Source organism: Clostridium sp. 10cd* (assembly GCF_044336395.1).
GTDB lineage: Bacteria > Bacillota_I > Bacilli_A > Erysipelotrichales > Erysipelotrichaceae > Clostridium_AQ > Clostridium_AQ innocuum.
The window spans coordinates 1994258-2009721 of sequence record NZ_CP172347.1 but is presented as its reverse complement, the minus strand read 5'-3'; the positions used below and the strand labels follow the sequence as shown (position 1 = coordinate 2009721).

Here is a 15464-nt window from a genome sequence, read left to right as displayed (position 1 = left end):
CCACCTCCTACTTCAGATTCTCAGCCTGATATTTGGCTGCTTCACGGATTCCTTCAATAACCGGCTTACTGGAAACCGTTGCTCCGGTAATCGTATCATCCAGAATCTCTTCACCTGCTGCATCCTTTCCCTTTAAAGATTCACGAAACGGCTTCTCCGTTACCTTGGAGCCGAGCCCCTGTGTATCTCCATTGGAAATCGCAACATAGTCATACACGCTTCCATCCTTGTTCAGAGCCACCAAATAGCTGGTACCGTCCTTATATCCGGTTACCTTCATTTTGAAGATATAGCCCTTTCCTTCCACCTCGAATATTTTCTCAATGGTTTTGGAAGCATTGTCTTTCACCTTTACAAATGCATCATCACTCACATCCGGATAGATCTCCTTCAGTGTCTCCTTTTCCGCAGCCAGCTCATTGGCAGCGATGACAGGAGCCGTCATGTTATTGGCAAACGCCAGCGCTCCTCCGGCCAGGGCAGCAATCAGAGCTAAGAAGACAGTCAGATGTAGTATCTTTTTCATATTCTTACCTCCTAATATCCCAGAGCCTTACGTACCTCTTCAACGGCGCGTACCGTTGATTTGGAAGAGAACGTAGCTTCTGTTACCGCATCATTTTTTTCTACCTCGACATCCTTTTTCAAATCCTGTCCGATAAACTGATCCAGGAATGCAGGATTGTCAATTTTATCACCCTGATACGGTGTATCATTGATTTCCGTCGGTACAACCGTGACGATTTTATCATCCTTCACGGTGATATCGAACTTGTTATAGATGGTTGGATCCTCTGTGGATGCGTACCCCTGTGATTCCACATGATAGGTCACGGTGCCATCACTGTTTTCTGTCTTTCCACTCAGCTTGGCTTCAAATTTATTGACATCCTTGTCCGCAGTATTCAGCATAACAGCAGGAGCCGGCTCCTTTGCTTCAATAACGCTTCCGGCAAGCAGTACGCTTCCCATACCGACAACTGCAACAATACTGAAGATGATCGTCGCTTTTTTGCGCAGAGCCAGCTGTTTTCCTTCCAGCCCTTTTTCAATCATCGGTGTCAGCATATTCATCATCAGAATGGAATACAGACATCCCTCCGGCAGATTTGCCTTTACACGGATCAGCACGGTGATGATGGCAGCTCCAAGCGCAAAGATGCAGCGCCCCTGTGCACTCGTTGGAGAGGTCACCGGATCGGTCAGCATAAACACTGCCCCAAAGACAACACCACCGGTCAATACATGAACCAGCGGATACCAGATAAAGCCCGGAATGCCGTCATAGCTTCCTACACCGCGCAGCAGTGCGATACCGGCCGCCAGAACAAAGATGCTTCCCAGATACACAGCAGGAACTCTCCAGTCAATAACGCGGCGAATGGACAATACAACACCGACCAGTAGAATGATGATTGCGCTTGTTTCACCGATCGCACCCGGATACCAGCCGGTAAGCAGCTTTCCGATACCGCCGATTTCACTCATCATATCCTTGATCATTTCCGGATTTGTCACCAGCCAGTTAAACTCGCTCGCGATAACGGTTGTCGGTGTTGCTGAGGTGATGACATCCGTCGTTGCCCCCATGAAGGTCGCAAAGACGATGGCTCTTCCCACAGCAGCCGGATTGAAGATATTGTTTCCAAAGCCTCCAAACAACAGCTTCGCAAAGAAGATAGCGAAGAAGGTGGAGACTCCCAGCGCATAGGGGCGGATACTGATGGGACACATCAGCGTTAAGATGATCGCTGTGATCCATCCAAAGGAGCCTCCCATAAACTTCCTGATATACGGCAGATCAAATTTCTGATCCTTCTTCATAAAGAATGCCCAGGCAAGCTCAGTCACAAATGCGACAAGCAGGGATACCGCAAGCAGCTTGATTGCCTGCAGCATATGATCAAAGCTATATGCCTGATTATAATAAATTAGTGAAAATGCAAACACCACAAGTAACCCGATCATCAGCTCCAGCATAATCTGCTGTGTGCTCTGCTTCTGACGTAAGTTCGGTGATGCATGGAATGTAAATTTCATAAAATACCCTCCCTTACTTCTTAGCCAGCATCAGCTGACGCTTTGCACGGCGAACATTCTCCGTCACATCCAGACGGGACGGACAGATGTATGTACAAAGACCGCACTCGATGCAATCCATGGCACATAGCTTTTCCATGGCTTTCTTATCGTTTGTTTTTACCGCCTGTGCAATACGCACCGGCTGCAGTCCTGCAGGACAGTGGTCGGAGCATTTCCCGCAGCGCAGACAGGCAATGCTGTCAAACGGCTTGTTTTCCAGAATGGTCAATGCATTCATATTGCGGTCGATCACGAATTTGTCGTTGACAATCGTTTTCCCCATCATCGGACCTCCGGCAATCAGCCTTACGTCCTCACAGGTATAGCCGCCGCATGCCGCTACGATTTCAGATACCGGTACACCGACCGGAACCTGTACGTTGACCGGCTTCTTTATCGCATTTCCGGATACGGTCAGCGTCTTGGATACGATTGGCGTTCCTGTTAGCAGTGCATCGCCAAATGCAATCGCCGTTGTCGCATTATTGACAATGGCACCAACCTCACCCGGCAGCTTTTCATATTCCGCATGCATGATTTCACGCACCAAAACACGCTCCCAGCCCATCGGGTACACATCCGGCACAGCCGCTACGCTGAAGCCCTCCATGCCCTTGACTGCTTCTTCCACAAACTGAATCAGATCCGGATGCGTCTTCTTGATTGCGATTACTGCCTCCGGTGCCATCGCCATTTTCTTCATGGCTGCCACACCGGTAACAAATTCTTCCTTGTGCGCCTGAATCATCTTATAATCCGCAGTGATGAACGGTTCACATTCCACCGCATTGATGATCAGCTTCTTTACATCCTTTGCAAATTTGTACTTGATATATGCAGGGAAGCCTGCACCACCCAGACCGATGATTCCCGCATTCATCATGAAATCGATCAGCGCTGTACGATCCGCGCTCTTATAATCAAGCGGTTCAAACGAACGTACACGCTCATACAATCCATCGTTTTCAATAACAAGATGCTCCACCGGCTTCAGGGAAGAATGCATAAGCTTCTGCGTACCTGCCACAGTACCGGAAACACTTGCAAAAATAGGAACAACATTACGTTCATTGCACTGGGCAACTTTTGTACCAATGGAAACATGGTCACCTTCCTTAACCAGTATTTCCAGATTCACAGAAGGCCCGCAGATCAAAGGGATAAATACCTTGCTGCCGGCTTTCACTTCCATGATGTCTACATGGTCGCTGAGTTCCTTATGGCCCGGAATGTGCTGACGCATCGGTCCTTTAAACAATGACATCACAGTCACCTTACCTTTCTCTTACTTCTTCCATATCATATGTGAATGTGCTGACACATTTTACATACCGGTTTTATTATAGCATTTTCATACCATGATAAAAAGCGGAAATTTAACATTTTCTTAAGGATTTTTCTGGTAGTTTCCCTCCGGTTTCCTTCGCTTTCCATACAGGTAAGGACTTTTGTAAAAATGTTAAATTGTTACTGAAAACGAATGCTTCGCTCTTGTAGGAAATGATAAAGTTTTCTTATGCATCCCGGTTTAAATTCGTGGAAATAATGGTATAATGTCAAACGGTGATAACATGAAAAAAATACTAAGCATTCTGCTGGGTGCGCTGCTGCTGAGCGGCTGCAGTGAAAAGGCACTCCATAAATATTCCATGACGGCAACGGATATCGGCTTTGATACCGTGGTGAGCTTTACCGCCTATACGGAGAATGAAGCTGCCTTCAACAGCTATAGTGCCGAGCTGAAAAAGCAGTTTCGCTATTACGACCGTCTGTTTGACAAATACAACAGCTACGACGGTGTGAATAACATCAAAACCATCAATGACAATGCCGGCAGACAGCCGGTCAAGGTCGAGCCTGTCATCCTGGATCTTTTAAAGCTGGCAAAAGCCTACGATACGATCAGCAATCATCAGTTTGATATCACGATGGGCAGTGTTTTAAACATCTGGCATGATTACCGTGAGGCGGGAACGCTGGCAAACCAGAAGAATAAGGAAAGCAGTATCCCCTCCATGAAGGAGCTGCAGACAGCCGCAAAGCACAGCGGCTGGAAGCATGTACAGATCGACGAAAAAAACAGCACGGTATATATCGACGATCGTGATGTATCTCTGGATGTCGGCGGTGTTGCCAAGGGTTATGCCGTGGAGCTTATTGCCGATCAGCTGCAAAAGGACGGGCTTCAGCATGCCATTATCAACGGCGGTGGTAATATCCGTCTGATTGGCGATAAACCGGATAACGAAGCCTGGTCCGTCGGCATCCAGATTCCAAATCTGAAAGCACAGTCCACCGATTCTTTAATCTCTGTAAAATCCAAGGGCGACACATCCTTTGTGACCAGCGGTGATTACCAGCGCTATTATACGTATAAGGGTAAGATCATGCATCATATCATTGACCCTGATACATTGATGCCGGCTCGGCACAGCCGTTCTGTTACGGTAATCACAGACAACAGCGGCATAGCGGACATCCTTTCCACAACGCTGTATACGATGAGCCATGAGGAAGGCGTAAAGCTGATCAACCGCCTGCAGAAGGAAGAAAACATTCAGGTCAATGCCATCTGGGTGTACGATGATATCCAGAAACCGGAGAATGGTACGGATGCCATCAGTGTTAAGGGGTATCAAATTGTCTTTAGCGACGGTTTAAAGGATAAAATCAAGGAGAGCTGATGGACCGTTACCTGTAGGATTGGTTAAAGTCAAAAAAATCACCCTGTTCCAGTGATTTGAACTGCATGGAGAAAACAGTCTCGTTTATCCAATACTGATTTTCTGCATTCTACATTGAATTGCTCTTTATGATTAGAGTCTGTTGATTTTATTGATTTCGAAGCATTCATAAAATGCCATAAAAAGCAGAAACTTTTTAAATAAAAGGTATAAACATTTTACATAGTATTGTTTCTTATGACATATGGTATATAGATAAGCTTAGGTGAAAATTGCTATTGCTTTCTATCATAATGTTAATTTCCTTTTAATTTACTAAAAAACTCACGATAGAGCCGTGAGTTTTTTAGTAAATTCTTTGATTATTCTATTCCCTATATGCAATACATTCATAAAGTTCAATAAATCCATTCGGATGTTGTAAAAGCATAAACCGATTTTGGTTCTTTCCGATATACATTTTTGTATTTTTCTTAATGTGAACCCCTGTATAGTTTCTGCTAGCATATACAGCAATCTCTTCTTTCATCTTACCAACATACTGAAATGAATCTGGAATCGCTTCAAAGATATCTGGTTCAGTTACTGTTGCTGGTAAATAACGCATACCATTATAAATAAAATGTGGTGGATACGAGGCATCCTCAGAATTATTGCTGTCAAATACATTCATCTCTTCGCCAAGTTCCATCTTGTCTGTATAGATAAAATGTAGTATTTTATTATCATGTTTAACGAATAATGAGTTGTCATTTTTTATTACTTTGTCCCCTATATATTTCTTAGCAGATTTTGTTACATTTAGGTTACTTGTTGGAAATTCTTATCGTGATACACTTTCTTTTATTACACCCAATTCTTGTCCATTTATTTCTTCTTGAGTGTCTACATCACTTTTCCAATAAATCTTGTCTTGATAGAAAATGCCTTCAGGCAACACAAATGGCAAAGTTGCATCCGAATAAACAACCGGAGGTGATTCCTGAGGTGTAGAACACCCAGTGAATGTAATCATGAAAGCGAAAGTCAATAAATATTTTAATTTCATTTTAAAAATACATGCCATAACCACGTGTTTTCATGGTTGTTCCACCCGCAGATTTATAAGTTACTGCATCTACAGACCATTCAGAGTACGAATACCAAGGGTTCCATACCCTTCTTCTGCTTCCCTCTATACCATGAATAAGTAAAGCATGATTACCTCCTCCTGATACATCCATAGACCAATGTACCGGATTGCCCCCCCTTAAATAACCATGAAGAGAAGAATTCATAATAGAGCCTGAGTACCTTCCATCATATGTAACACCCTTTGTTTTACGATACTTCTTCGCATTGTCAACTGATAAGGCTGTCTGTGTGCCGAAATTAAAATAATTAGTTATTGTTGAGGCTCGCACATTCTTATCCTTATAGCGCAAGGCTGTAGCAGTAACATAAGCAAAATACCAGTTTGTACTTCCCTGCGTTTCAAGAATATTTATATTTAGCATATAATTATAACTTGTAGCTCTAGTTTGTGGTTTGACGAAAAAGCTGGTTTTGTCTGAAATATCAACTGGCTTGAAAGCAGAAGCACTTCTAAATTCTGCTTTTGTTCGAAATGCTTCTACACTTCCAGTTTTACTGTTTACAATCGTTGTTCCATTATCACTTATAAATAACTCCTGGTTATTTTGTGGGTCTAAAGATATAATAGGAGCATCTTCAGGGGTATTTCCAGCATATTTAGTTAAATCATCTACAAAATTTTCACTAAAAATACCTGTATAATTTCCTGTTCCATCATCGAAAAATTCTATAAACATAAGTTAACTTATTATCAATATAAATAGGATAATAATAAGTTGGGATGCTATCATTGCTCGTCTCCTGAACATAAATACCCTGTCCCATAGTTATATTCTCATTTAAGATTGGCTTAATTTGTGTTTTCAGCAATCAAAAAATCATAAACTGTTTCCTTTGCATATGTATCAGCAACTTCTGATTTAATAGTTTTGTAATACAACATGTCGTTTTCTTCAGCTTTTGCCCCTGTAAAACTATTCATTGAGAATGCTAATAATGAACAGAATACAACTGATAGAATTTTTTTCATATTTTCCCTCCATCAAGATAATATATCATTAACATTATAATTTTTCTTTCACCTCCACCGAATTATGAGTATCGAATATATCTTATCAAATAGATTATTATATTTAATATACCTATTTGTCAATGCAAATAACAATATTGTATGTGTTTACATTAAATACCACATAAGTATAGTGCTTTTGTGATTTTTCACATGTGGCCTGTAATACAATTGAATTACAGGAAAATAAAAGGTTAAGTCTCAATGTCATTAAGTTAAAGAATCAATCTGCGGCTGTTTTATGCATCCACTGCACAAGGAGTGTCGCGATAAACAAGGCACTTGCCCACAGCAAAACAAAACCCAGATGCTCCACAGCCTGTGCTGTCAGCCCTGCCTCCAGTGATTCACTCAGCTGTAAAACAGCCTTGGTCATCAGCATGGATGCAATGGTATCCAGAATTCCTCCTTCATGAGCCACCTCATAAAAGCCACCCGAGATAATGGATGCCAAAACAGCAAGTGCACTTCCCAGCATATTGGCTGTAACCTTCTGTGCAAACAGCATATTCAAAAACAGGGCGAAGGCTGTCGCAAACAAAGCTAAAACAAACAGCAGACCGGCATAAACCGGCAGGGAAAAGCCGATTTGAGCACCAAACAGCCGGCACACGGCAAGCGTCATAAAGGCCGACAGAATCACAGACAGCATGGTAAATGCAATCATACCACCCAGATAAGAGAAAAAGGATACCAGAGACTGCAGTATCCGCTTCATACGCCACAGCTACTTATCCTCACCATACTGCATCATATAGACCAGTGACTGCATGTATACGTAATACTTCCTTCTAAACTCCTCCTCATCCATCCTTGAACATCCCTATTGTATAAGAAGGCGCAAAAAAAGGAATCAACCGTTGGGATGATTCCTGGTATGATTATTTTACTTCCCGTGTCCAGCCATAGGTATCCGCAACATCGCCCCACTGGATACCGGTCAGTGTATCGTACAGCTTCTGTGTCAGCTCTCCGGTCTTGAAATCATTGATCACCGTGATTTCCCCTTTGAAATTCAGCTCTCCGACAGGAGAAATAACCGCTGCAGTTCCGGTACCAAACGCTTCCTCCAGACGGCCCTCCTTACCAGCCTGCATCAGCTCATCAATAGCGAGATGGCGTTCCTCCACCTCATAGCCCCAGGAGGTTAACAGCTGCAGAATGGAATCTCTGGTAACACCCGGCAATACTGTTCCATCACAGGGTGCCGTAACGATTTTATTATCAATTTTGAACATGACGTTCATCGTTCCGACTTCCTCGACATACTTTCGCTCCACACCATCCAGCCAGAGCACCTGGGTATACCCCAGCTTTTCCGCCTTGACCTGCGCAGCAATGCTGGCCGCATAGTTGCCGCCGCACTTTGTAAATCCGGTGCCTCCCTTGGTAGCCCGCACATATTCATCCTCTACATAGATTTTCACAGGATTTACACCCTCCGGATAATACGCTCCAACCGGAGAAAGCAGAATCATGAATTTGTAGGCATTGCTTGGATGTACCCCAACCGCAGCTTCCGTCGCAAACATAAACGGGCGGATATAAAGTGAGGTACCCTCGGCAGTCGGAATCCAGTCCTTTTCATAATTTACAACCGCAGCTACCGCCTCTACAAACATCTCCTCATCCATTTCCGGCATACACAGACGACGGTTGGAATTGGCGAAGCGGCGCGCATTCATTTCCGGGCGAAACAGCAGCACCCGGCCATCCTTTGTCTTATAGGCCTTCAGCCCCTCAAAGGTTTCCTGTGCATAATGCAGAACCAGACTTGCAGGATCCATGCAGATCGGCGCATACGGCTCGATCTTGGCATTGCACCAGCCCTGCTCTGCTGTCCAATCCATGGTAAACATATGGTCGGTAAAGATTTTACCAAAGCCCAGATCACTGCTCCAGTCCGGTTTTTCTTTTTTCTGTGATGCTTCTATAATTTCGATATTCATATACGAATCCTCCCTAATCACAACTTCTATGTTTCATAGGTTACACCCTTTTTGCAATTTCGTCAACCACATTCTTTCATATTTTTACATTCTCTCTCATTTTTATTTCAAAAGACTGTGCATTTCTCTATTACCGTACCATATTATGATGCTCCCCTTCCAATCAACCCATGCATAGTAATAGCAATAAGTAAAAATGTAACAGATGTAAATCAGCAAAGAGTATTTCATCTCCTTACATTCAAATGTTGACAATCCGTAATCCGCAGTGAGACACAGAATAGTTTCATAACCAAAGGCGAATGATAGATACCAGTTTGATGACCTTTATGGGAGTCAAGGAGCGTCCGAAGCAACACAGCCATTGTGTCGGGATTGCATGCTTCATAAGTGTACCTTTGCCCTGCCGGGGTCTTTGGATGATTCCTGATCGGATGAACACCTTCTGTTCCGGCAAAAAGCTATTTGCGAAAGCGATGAGAAGCCTGCCGGCATGCTGGCTGAATATCAGGCTTAAACATCTCCAGCGCAGATAGAACATCAGTTGTGCATTTATCGGTATCTCTGTGGCATATACGAAGTGATCGTTATGATCTGATGTATATTCTGTTTTTCTTTATTTACGTACACACTCAGTAGCCACGATTATGCAATGTAATAGTAATGGAATTCCATATTTCCGCGTATGGGATGCAATATTATTTTCTACAGGTATTTCGGACAAAAATACTAACTTTTATAAATTTATGCTATACTTTTACTAAACACGGAAGAGGGCACATTATGACAGTAGAAATCAAGCATAACCAAAGCTTCTGGGAGCAGGGTCCCCAGAATGCTGAAGAAATCCATGCCGTACAGCAACTGCAGACCGGACTGTATAATATTCGCAGCGATACCCATATTGGTATCACATGGGAGGAAAACGAACGGGATGCAGTATTTGTATTATACATGCTGGAGGGAGAAATGCAGTTTCAATCCAGCAGTGAAGTCTTTTCCTTAAAAAAGGATGACAGCGCACTGTTTAGCTATGAAGCAACTGCTATTCACGGAATTTCCAAAACACCCTGCCGTCTGATGCTGTTCAGTACGAGCGGCTCCTATCAAAAGGTGAATGCGACCAACGCCTGCTTTGAAAAGCTGCGGGAGGTCGAACTGAAGGATATCTATACGATTGGACACAGCCGACGGGTCAGCAGTCTTTCCATGTCCATTGCATTGCAGCTGGATCCGGGCTATGATATTCTGACACTGGGCGCAGCCGCAACCTTCCATGATCTTGGTAAATATTATACACCAATTGAAATTCTGCAAAAGCCGGGACGATTAACTCCTGAGGAATTTTCCATTATCAAGCTGCATCCCCAGGCTTCCTGGCAGCTGCTGATGGAATCACATGGAGAAATAATTGCAGAGATAGCCCTGCAGCACCATGAACGAATGGATGGAAGCGGATATCCCCGCGGTCTGCACGCAGATGCAATCCGGATGGATGCACGCATCATTGCGGTTGCGGATGTGTTTGATGCCATTACGAGTAAACGCTCCTACAACAATCCCGTCAGCTATGAACAGGCTCTGTCTATCATGGAACAGGAGCAGCAGCTGTACGATTCGGATGTTCTGCATGCACTTCATATTCTGGTAAGGGAAAAGCGACTGTCCATTTCGATATAAGGTCACAGTAAAAACCGGCACTTCAAAATTTGCCGGTTTTTTTATGCATTGGAAAGGTACAGGGAATAGCCTTGCGCGGAACAAGCGCTCGGCAAGACTTTACGTACCGTAAGAAATGTGAAAAAGGCATCTGCTTTTTTACGAATCATAATATGCAGATGCCCGTTTATAGAAAAGCTATGCTTTCTTCTTCATTTCCTCCAGCTGTTTTTCAACGATCGCATACTGGGAGCGGTAACCCTCCAGCTTTTCACGCTCTGCGTTGACCTTTGCTTCGGGAGCCTTGTTTACGAAATTCGGATTGCTCAGCATGCCCTCTCCACGTTTGATTTCCTGCTGCAGACGTTTGATTTCCTTGCTCAGCTTTTCGATTTCCTCTTCCACATTGATGATTGCGGCCAGTGGAACATTCAGCGTACCGTTCAGAATCGGACGCACTGCCATTTCCACAGCGCTGTCCTCATCGATCCATGTCGCATGACACATCTTCTGCAGGATGGCATTGATATAGGAAACACTTGGCATATTCTTACCGTTTTCGTCCCGTATGATGACCTCGATGTCCATGCTCGGCTTCAGGTTGTAATCCACCTTCAGACTGCGCACTGCCTCGATCATTGTAATCAGCTGACGAATCGCTGTCATTTCCTCTTCGCTCATCGCCGCATCCACTGCACATGGCCAGGCCTCCAGATTGATGCTTTCCTGAGTATGCGGAATTGCCAGATAGATTTCCTCTGTCACAAACGGCATGAACGGATGTAGCATACGTACGATACCGCTCAGCACCGTTACCAGCGTGGACTGTGTTGCCCTGCGCAGTGTTTCATCATCGCTGGAAAGACCTGCCTTGCTCAGCTCGATATACCAGCTGCAGAAATCATCCCAGATAAAGCTGTACAATTCATTTCCAACCAGCGCATACTCATATTTTTCCATATTCGCCGTCACGTTTTCCAGCACCTCATTGAAGCGCTTCAAAATCCATTTGTCGATCATGGAGGCATTGCTCAAATCAATGTCGGAAACCTCCATATCCTCTGGAATCTGCATGAGGACAAAGCGGCTCGCATTCCATATTTTATTGATAAAGTTCGCACTTGCCTCGACCTTTTCATCGATGTAGCGCAAATCCTGTCCTGGTGTGGAATTCGTTGTCAAAAAGAAGCGCAGTGCATCGACACCGTGATCCGCAATCACATCCATCGGATCAATACCGTTGCCCAGCGACTTACTCATCTTACGTCCCTGCGCATCCCGTACCAGACCGTGAATCAATACATCCTTAAACGGACGGTTTTTCATGCAGTAGCGTGTCTGGAAAGCCATACGGGCAACCCAGAAGAAAATGATATCATAGCCGGTCACAAGCACGTCATTCGGGAAGTAACGGTTCAAATCATCCGTCTCCTTCGGCCAGCCCAGCGTGGAGAACGGCCACAGTGCACTGGAGAACCAGGTATCCAGAACATCCTCATCCTGAATCCAGTTTTCCAAATCCTGCGGATCCTCCATCCCTACATAGATTTCACCGGTTTCCTTATGATACCAGGCAGGAATGCGGTGTCCCCACCACAGCTGACGGGAGATACACCAATCCTCGATATTTTCCAGCCACTGATGGAAGGTCTTTTCAAAGCGCTGCGGATAGAAGTGAATTTTCTGTTCTTCGATTTCCTGATTTTTTAATACCTCTTCAGCCAGCGGCTCCATACGGACAAACCACTGCTTGGAAAGATAAGGCTCCACAATGACACCGGTTCTTTCCGAATGTCCAACCTGATGCATGTGCTGTTCGATATGATCCACAACACCATCCTTTTCAAAATCGGCAACCAGTGCCTTACGGCAGGCAAAACGGTCCATTCCTGCATACTTGTGTGCCATTTCATTCATCGTACCATCCGGATGCATACAGATCGGCATTGCCAGATGATATTTTTTCGCCAGAGCAAAGTCATTCGGATCATGTGCCGGTGTACATTTCATAACCGCCGTACCAAAGGACATGTCGATATAATCATCCGCCATGATTGGCAGTTCTTCCCCATTGGCAGGGTTAATAACGTGCATTCCGACGATATTCTTATAACGTTCATCCTCCGGATGTACAAAAATCGCCTGATCCGCAAACATGGTTTCCGGACGGGTGGTCGCAATCACCAGCTCTTTTCCGGTTTCCACTACCTTATATTTGAAATAGTACATCGCACCTTCAATTTCCTTGTGAATAACCTCAATATTGGAAAGGGCTGTTTTAGCCTGCGGATCCCAGTTGATGATACGCTCTCCCTGATAAATCAGACCATCATTGTATAAGTCCACAAATACTCTGCGTACCGCATCACTCAGTCCCTCATCCAGCGTAAAGCGTTCTCTGGAATAGTCAAGGGACAGTCCCATCTTTGCCCACTGCTTGCGAATCGTGGAGGCATACTCCTCCTTCCATTCCCATGCACGCTCAAGAAACTTCTCACGCCCGATATCATATCGTGAAATACCTTCGGATTTCAGACGCTCGTCAACCTTGGCCTGGGTCGCAATCCCGGCATGATCCATGCCCGGCAGCCACAGCATGTCATGGCCCTGCATACGCTTGTAGCGGGAAACAATATCCTGCAGGGTGGTATCCCATGCATGTCCCAAGTGCAGCTTTCCGGTTACATTGGGTGGAGGTATTACGATGCAGAAGGGGTCCTTGCTCTTATCTCCTGCTGTAAAATAGCCGTGATCGATCCAGCTTTTGTAGTGGTCCATCTCAACGTGAAGATGATCATATTTCGTATCTAATGTTTTTCTCATAACGCACTTCTCCTTTACTTGTCCAAACGGAAGCTTTCTGTAAGAATATCTTCTTTCAGAATGCTCATTAACACCATATCGTGATATCGTCCATCACTCAGCAATGCCAGCTTGCGAAGGATTCCCTCCTGTACAAAGCCGCAATGCTTTAAAACCGCTGCACTCGCCGGATGCTCCACAGCCACATAGGCTTCCATGCGGCGCAGCCCGACATGCGCAAAGCCAGCTTTCACCAGCGCGCTGACAGCTTCTCTCATCAAGCCCTGATTCCAGTAATCCGGATGCATCAGATAACCAATTTCGCCGATATCCCCATCAATGGTATGGATATCCAGATTACCGATCACCTTGTCATCATGCTTATGTACCATCACCCAGGCCTGCGGTACACCGCGCTTTTCCCAGGTCAGAAAATAACTGCGGATACTGTTCAGTGTCTCTTCTATATCCGTATGAGGATGCAGAGATAAATACCGCATGACCAAAGGGTCGCTGTAATAGGTAAACATGTCACATACATCCCCTTCTTCTACAGGACGAAGCAGCAGATGTGCAGTTTCCACACAGGGCATATCCAAGCGCATACCATCACCTCCGAATATAAAAAAAGCGTCCCGCAAAGGACGTTTTCACGTGGTACCACCTTATTTTACACAGCTGTGCTGTGCCTCGACCACGTTAACGCCGTGCTTTACGAATACTCCTACTTCTCTTTCAGAATATCTGCTCCAAGACTACCTTCCCGCAGCTTCAGCACTTTCTTCCACCAGCCGAAAGCTCTCTCTACCTGAAAATCTGTGGTACTCCTTCTTTTCTAACGCATTTTACTTTTCTATTATAAACAAAAGTCCAGCGGTTTTCAACCTCTTTTTTAGTTTTGCGGGCAGCTGAGGCTTTTAACACCGCACACAGGCATCTCTTGCTGATTATCGGATCAAGGAGCTGTTTCCTTCCTGTAAAGGCTCTTGACCGGCATGTCGTGACAGGTAGTGTGAAAGAACATCCAATTTATGATAAAACAAGAAATTTAAGACAGCATTCATGCCGTGTGTTTCCGCGCGCAAAATGGGGATGAGTTAACGATAATGAAACATTCACAACCTGTACAGAAAATCTGTCAAGTCCTATACACAGGGGCTGCTTATGCTATCCATATATCCCAACTGCACACACGATTCCGGCGACAAAGTCATTCCCTCACATATTCCTGAGCGTGAAAGAAGGCAGACATCTGGTGAAAACCGCAGATATACAAAAAAAAACAAAAGCACCATTTATATTGATGCTTTTGTCCCCGCATAAACTGCTTGCATATTTCATATACTCATGCGTCCGCCAAATTCAGACAGAGGGAAGAATCACCAGCGTACGTTCGTTTACTTCCTTATTGTTATTGGCCAGACGCAAAGCATCTTCCTTCACATCATAGCGCTGTGCTATGGTTCCATAGGAGTCATTCCCTCTGGCGACGACCATACGGTAGGATGTATACGTTGTTTCATCGTCTTCGAACAAATCTTCAAATTCCGACATCGCTGTGGTGTCCGATTCCTGTGGTGTCTCTTCCTCCTGTGCCACTTCTTCATTTTCCTGCGAGCCTGTAGCAGACAGCTGTTCAAGTGTATGCAGGGTATTGTCCTGCATCTCTGGCTGAGCAGGTGCCGGCTGCCGGGATGCTGAAAACTCCGGCTGCACATTGTCTTGTTCAACAACCGTCTGTTGAACAGGTGCCGGCTGCTCCTGCAATCCGTGAATTCCCATAAGAATCGTCAAATTCAAACCACCATTGGCAGGAACACTCTGATATTCCTGTATATCAAGATAAAAACGCTCCTGTGACAGCTTGTGATTCGGTGCAAGTACATCCATATCCAATACTTCCTCATATTCCTGCAGCTCACCCTCATCATTCACATAGCTTCCCTGTACACGCAGGGGACCTACTGCACGAATGCCCTCTGCTTCCTTATGGTATTCCAGTGATTCCCGTACCTGCAGGGAACGCGGCTCCTTGACCTGATCTGCGAACTGCAGCTCTTTTTCTATTTTCATTGTTTTCATAGCGTAGCCTCCTATCATTATGTATGCCGCAGAAACACAAAGTATGCCTGCCTGTACAGATTC

The 15464-nt window shown here is 44.8% G+C and carries 14 protein-coding genes and 1 other annotated feature; of the genes, 2 read left to right on the top strand and 12 right to left on the bottom strand.

Annotation, left to right across the window (positions count from 1 at the left end; translation table 11 throughout):
- Positions 1-7 precede the first annotated feature (7 nt).
- The 3 genes from ACG3M1_RS09830 to ACG3M1_RS09820 are packed head-to-tail and all read right to left on the bottom strand — an operon-like array spanning position 8 to position 3346.
- The gene (locus ACG3M1_RS09830) at positions 8-526 is read right to left on the bottom strand and encodes an FMN-binding protein (protein WP_002608584.1); all 519 of its coding nucleotides are present in this window, start codon (positions 524-526) and stop codon (positions 8-10) included.
- An 11-nt stretch (positions 527-537) separates the two neighbouring features.
- Positions 538-2040 carry an RnfABCDGE type electron transport complex subunit D gene (locus ACG3M1_RS09825; protein ID WP_008819456.1) on the bottom strand — a complete coding sequence of 501 codons (1503 nt, stop codon included), beginning with the start codon at positions 2038-2040 and terminating at the stop codon, positions 538-540.
- 13 nt (positions 2041-2053) lie between these two features.
- A complete protein-coding gene (locus tag ACG3M1_RS09820; RefSeq protein WP_002608582.1) occupies positions 2054-3346 on the bottom strand; it encodes an RnfABCDGE type electron transport complex subunit C in 1293 nt (430 codons plus the stop codon).
- A gap of 307 nt (positions 3347-3653) precedes the next feature.
- Between ACG3M1_RS09820 and ACG3M1_RS09815 the strand changes: the two genes are divergently transcribed.
- Positions 3654-4766: an FAD:protein FMN transferase gene (locus tag ACG3M1_RS09815; RefSeq protein ID WP_156344268.1), complete on the top strand. Its 1113-nt coding sequence runs from the start codon at positions 3654-3656 to the stop codon at positions 4764-4766.
- Between the two features lie 367 nt (positions 4767-5133).
- Here ACG3M1_RS09815 and ACG3M1_RS09810 read toward each other — a convergent pair whose 3' ends face one another.
- From ACG3M1_RS09810 to ACG3M1_RS09785, 6 genes are all read right to left on the bottom strand, one after another.
- Entirely contained in the window at positions 5134-5457 is a 324-nt protein-coding gene (locus tag ACG3M1_RS09810) for a hypothetical protein (RefSeq protein ID WP_008819458.1), read from the bottom strand.
- A 132-nt stretch (positions 5458-5589) separates the two neighbouring features.
- The gene (locus ACG3M1_RS09805; protein ID WP_157813419.1) at positions 5590-5814 is read right to left on the bottom strand and encodes a hypothetical protein; all 225 of its coding nucleotides are present in this window, start codon (positions 5812-5814) and stop codon (positions 5590-5592) included.
- A gap of 1 nt (position 5815) precedes the next feature.
- Positions 5816-6577, bottom strand: coding sequence for a hypothetical protein (locus ACG3M1_RS09800; protein ID WP_009269334.1), 762 nt, complete (start codon positions 6575-6577; stop codon positions 5816-5818).
- A gap of 113 nt (positions 6578-6690) precedes the next feature.
- Positions 6691-6870 carry a hypothetical protein gene (locus ACG3M1_RS09795; RefSeq protein ID WP_008819460.1) on the bottom strand — a complete coding sequence of 60 codons (180 nt, stop codon included), beginning with the start codon at positions 6868-6870 and terminating at the stop codon, positions 6691-6693.
- Between the two features lie 262 nt (positions 6871-7132).
- Positions 7133-7627, bottom strand: coding sequence for a hypothetical protein (locus ACG3M1_RS09790; RefSeq protein WP_009269335.1), 495 nt, complete (start codon positions 7625-7627; stop codon positions 7133-7135).
- A gap of 163 nt (positions 7628-7790) precedes the next feature.
- Positions 7791-8858, bottom strand: coding sequence for a branched-chain amino acid aminotransferase (locus tag ACG3M1_RS09785; RefSeq protein WP_002608577.1), 1068 nt, complete (start codon positions 8856-8858; stop codon positions 7791-7793).
- Between the two features lie 783 nt (positions 8859-9641).
- Between ACG3M1_RS09785 and ACG3M1_RS09780 the strand changes: the two genes are divergently transcribed.
- The gene (locus ACG3M1_RS09780) at positions 9642-10538 is read left to right on the top strand and encodes an HD-GYP domain-containing protein (protein ID WP_008819463.1); all 897 of its coding nucleotides are present in this window, start codon (positions 9642-9644) and stop codon (positions 10536-10538) included.
- Between the two features lie 177 nt (positions 10539-10715).
- On the opposite strand, the gene ACG3M1_RS09775 is transcribed toward ACG3M1_RS09780, so the two are convergent.
- The 3 genes from ACG3M1_RS09775 to ACG3M1_RS09765 form a co-directional block, all read right to left on the bottom strand.
- Entirely contained in the window at positions 10716-13340 is a 2625-nt protein-coding gene (locus ACG3M1_RS09775) for a valine--tRNA ligase (protein WP_217793357.1), read from the bottom strand.
- A gap of 14 nt (positions 13341-13354) precedes the next feature.
- Positions 13355-13924, bottom strand: a complete 570-nt coding sequence (locus ACG3M1_RS09770) for a GNAT family N-acetyltransferase (protein ID WP_009269336.1) — start codon at positions 13922-13924, stop codon at positions 13355-13357.
- Positions 13925-13956: 32 nt separating this feature from the next.
- Positions 13957-14167: a binding site (T-box leader), on the bottom strand.
- Positions 14168-14681: 514 nt separating this feature from the next.
- The gene (locus ACG3M1_RS09765; protein WP_008819466.1) at positions 14682-15401 is read right to left on the bottom strand and encodes a hypothetical protein; all 720 of its coding nucleotides are present in this window, start codon (positions 15399-15401) and stop codon (positions 14682-14684) included.
- Between the last annotated feature and the right edge of the window lie 63 nt (positions 15402-15464).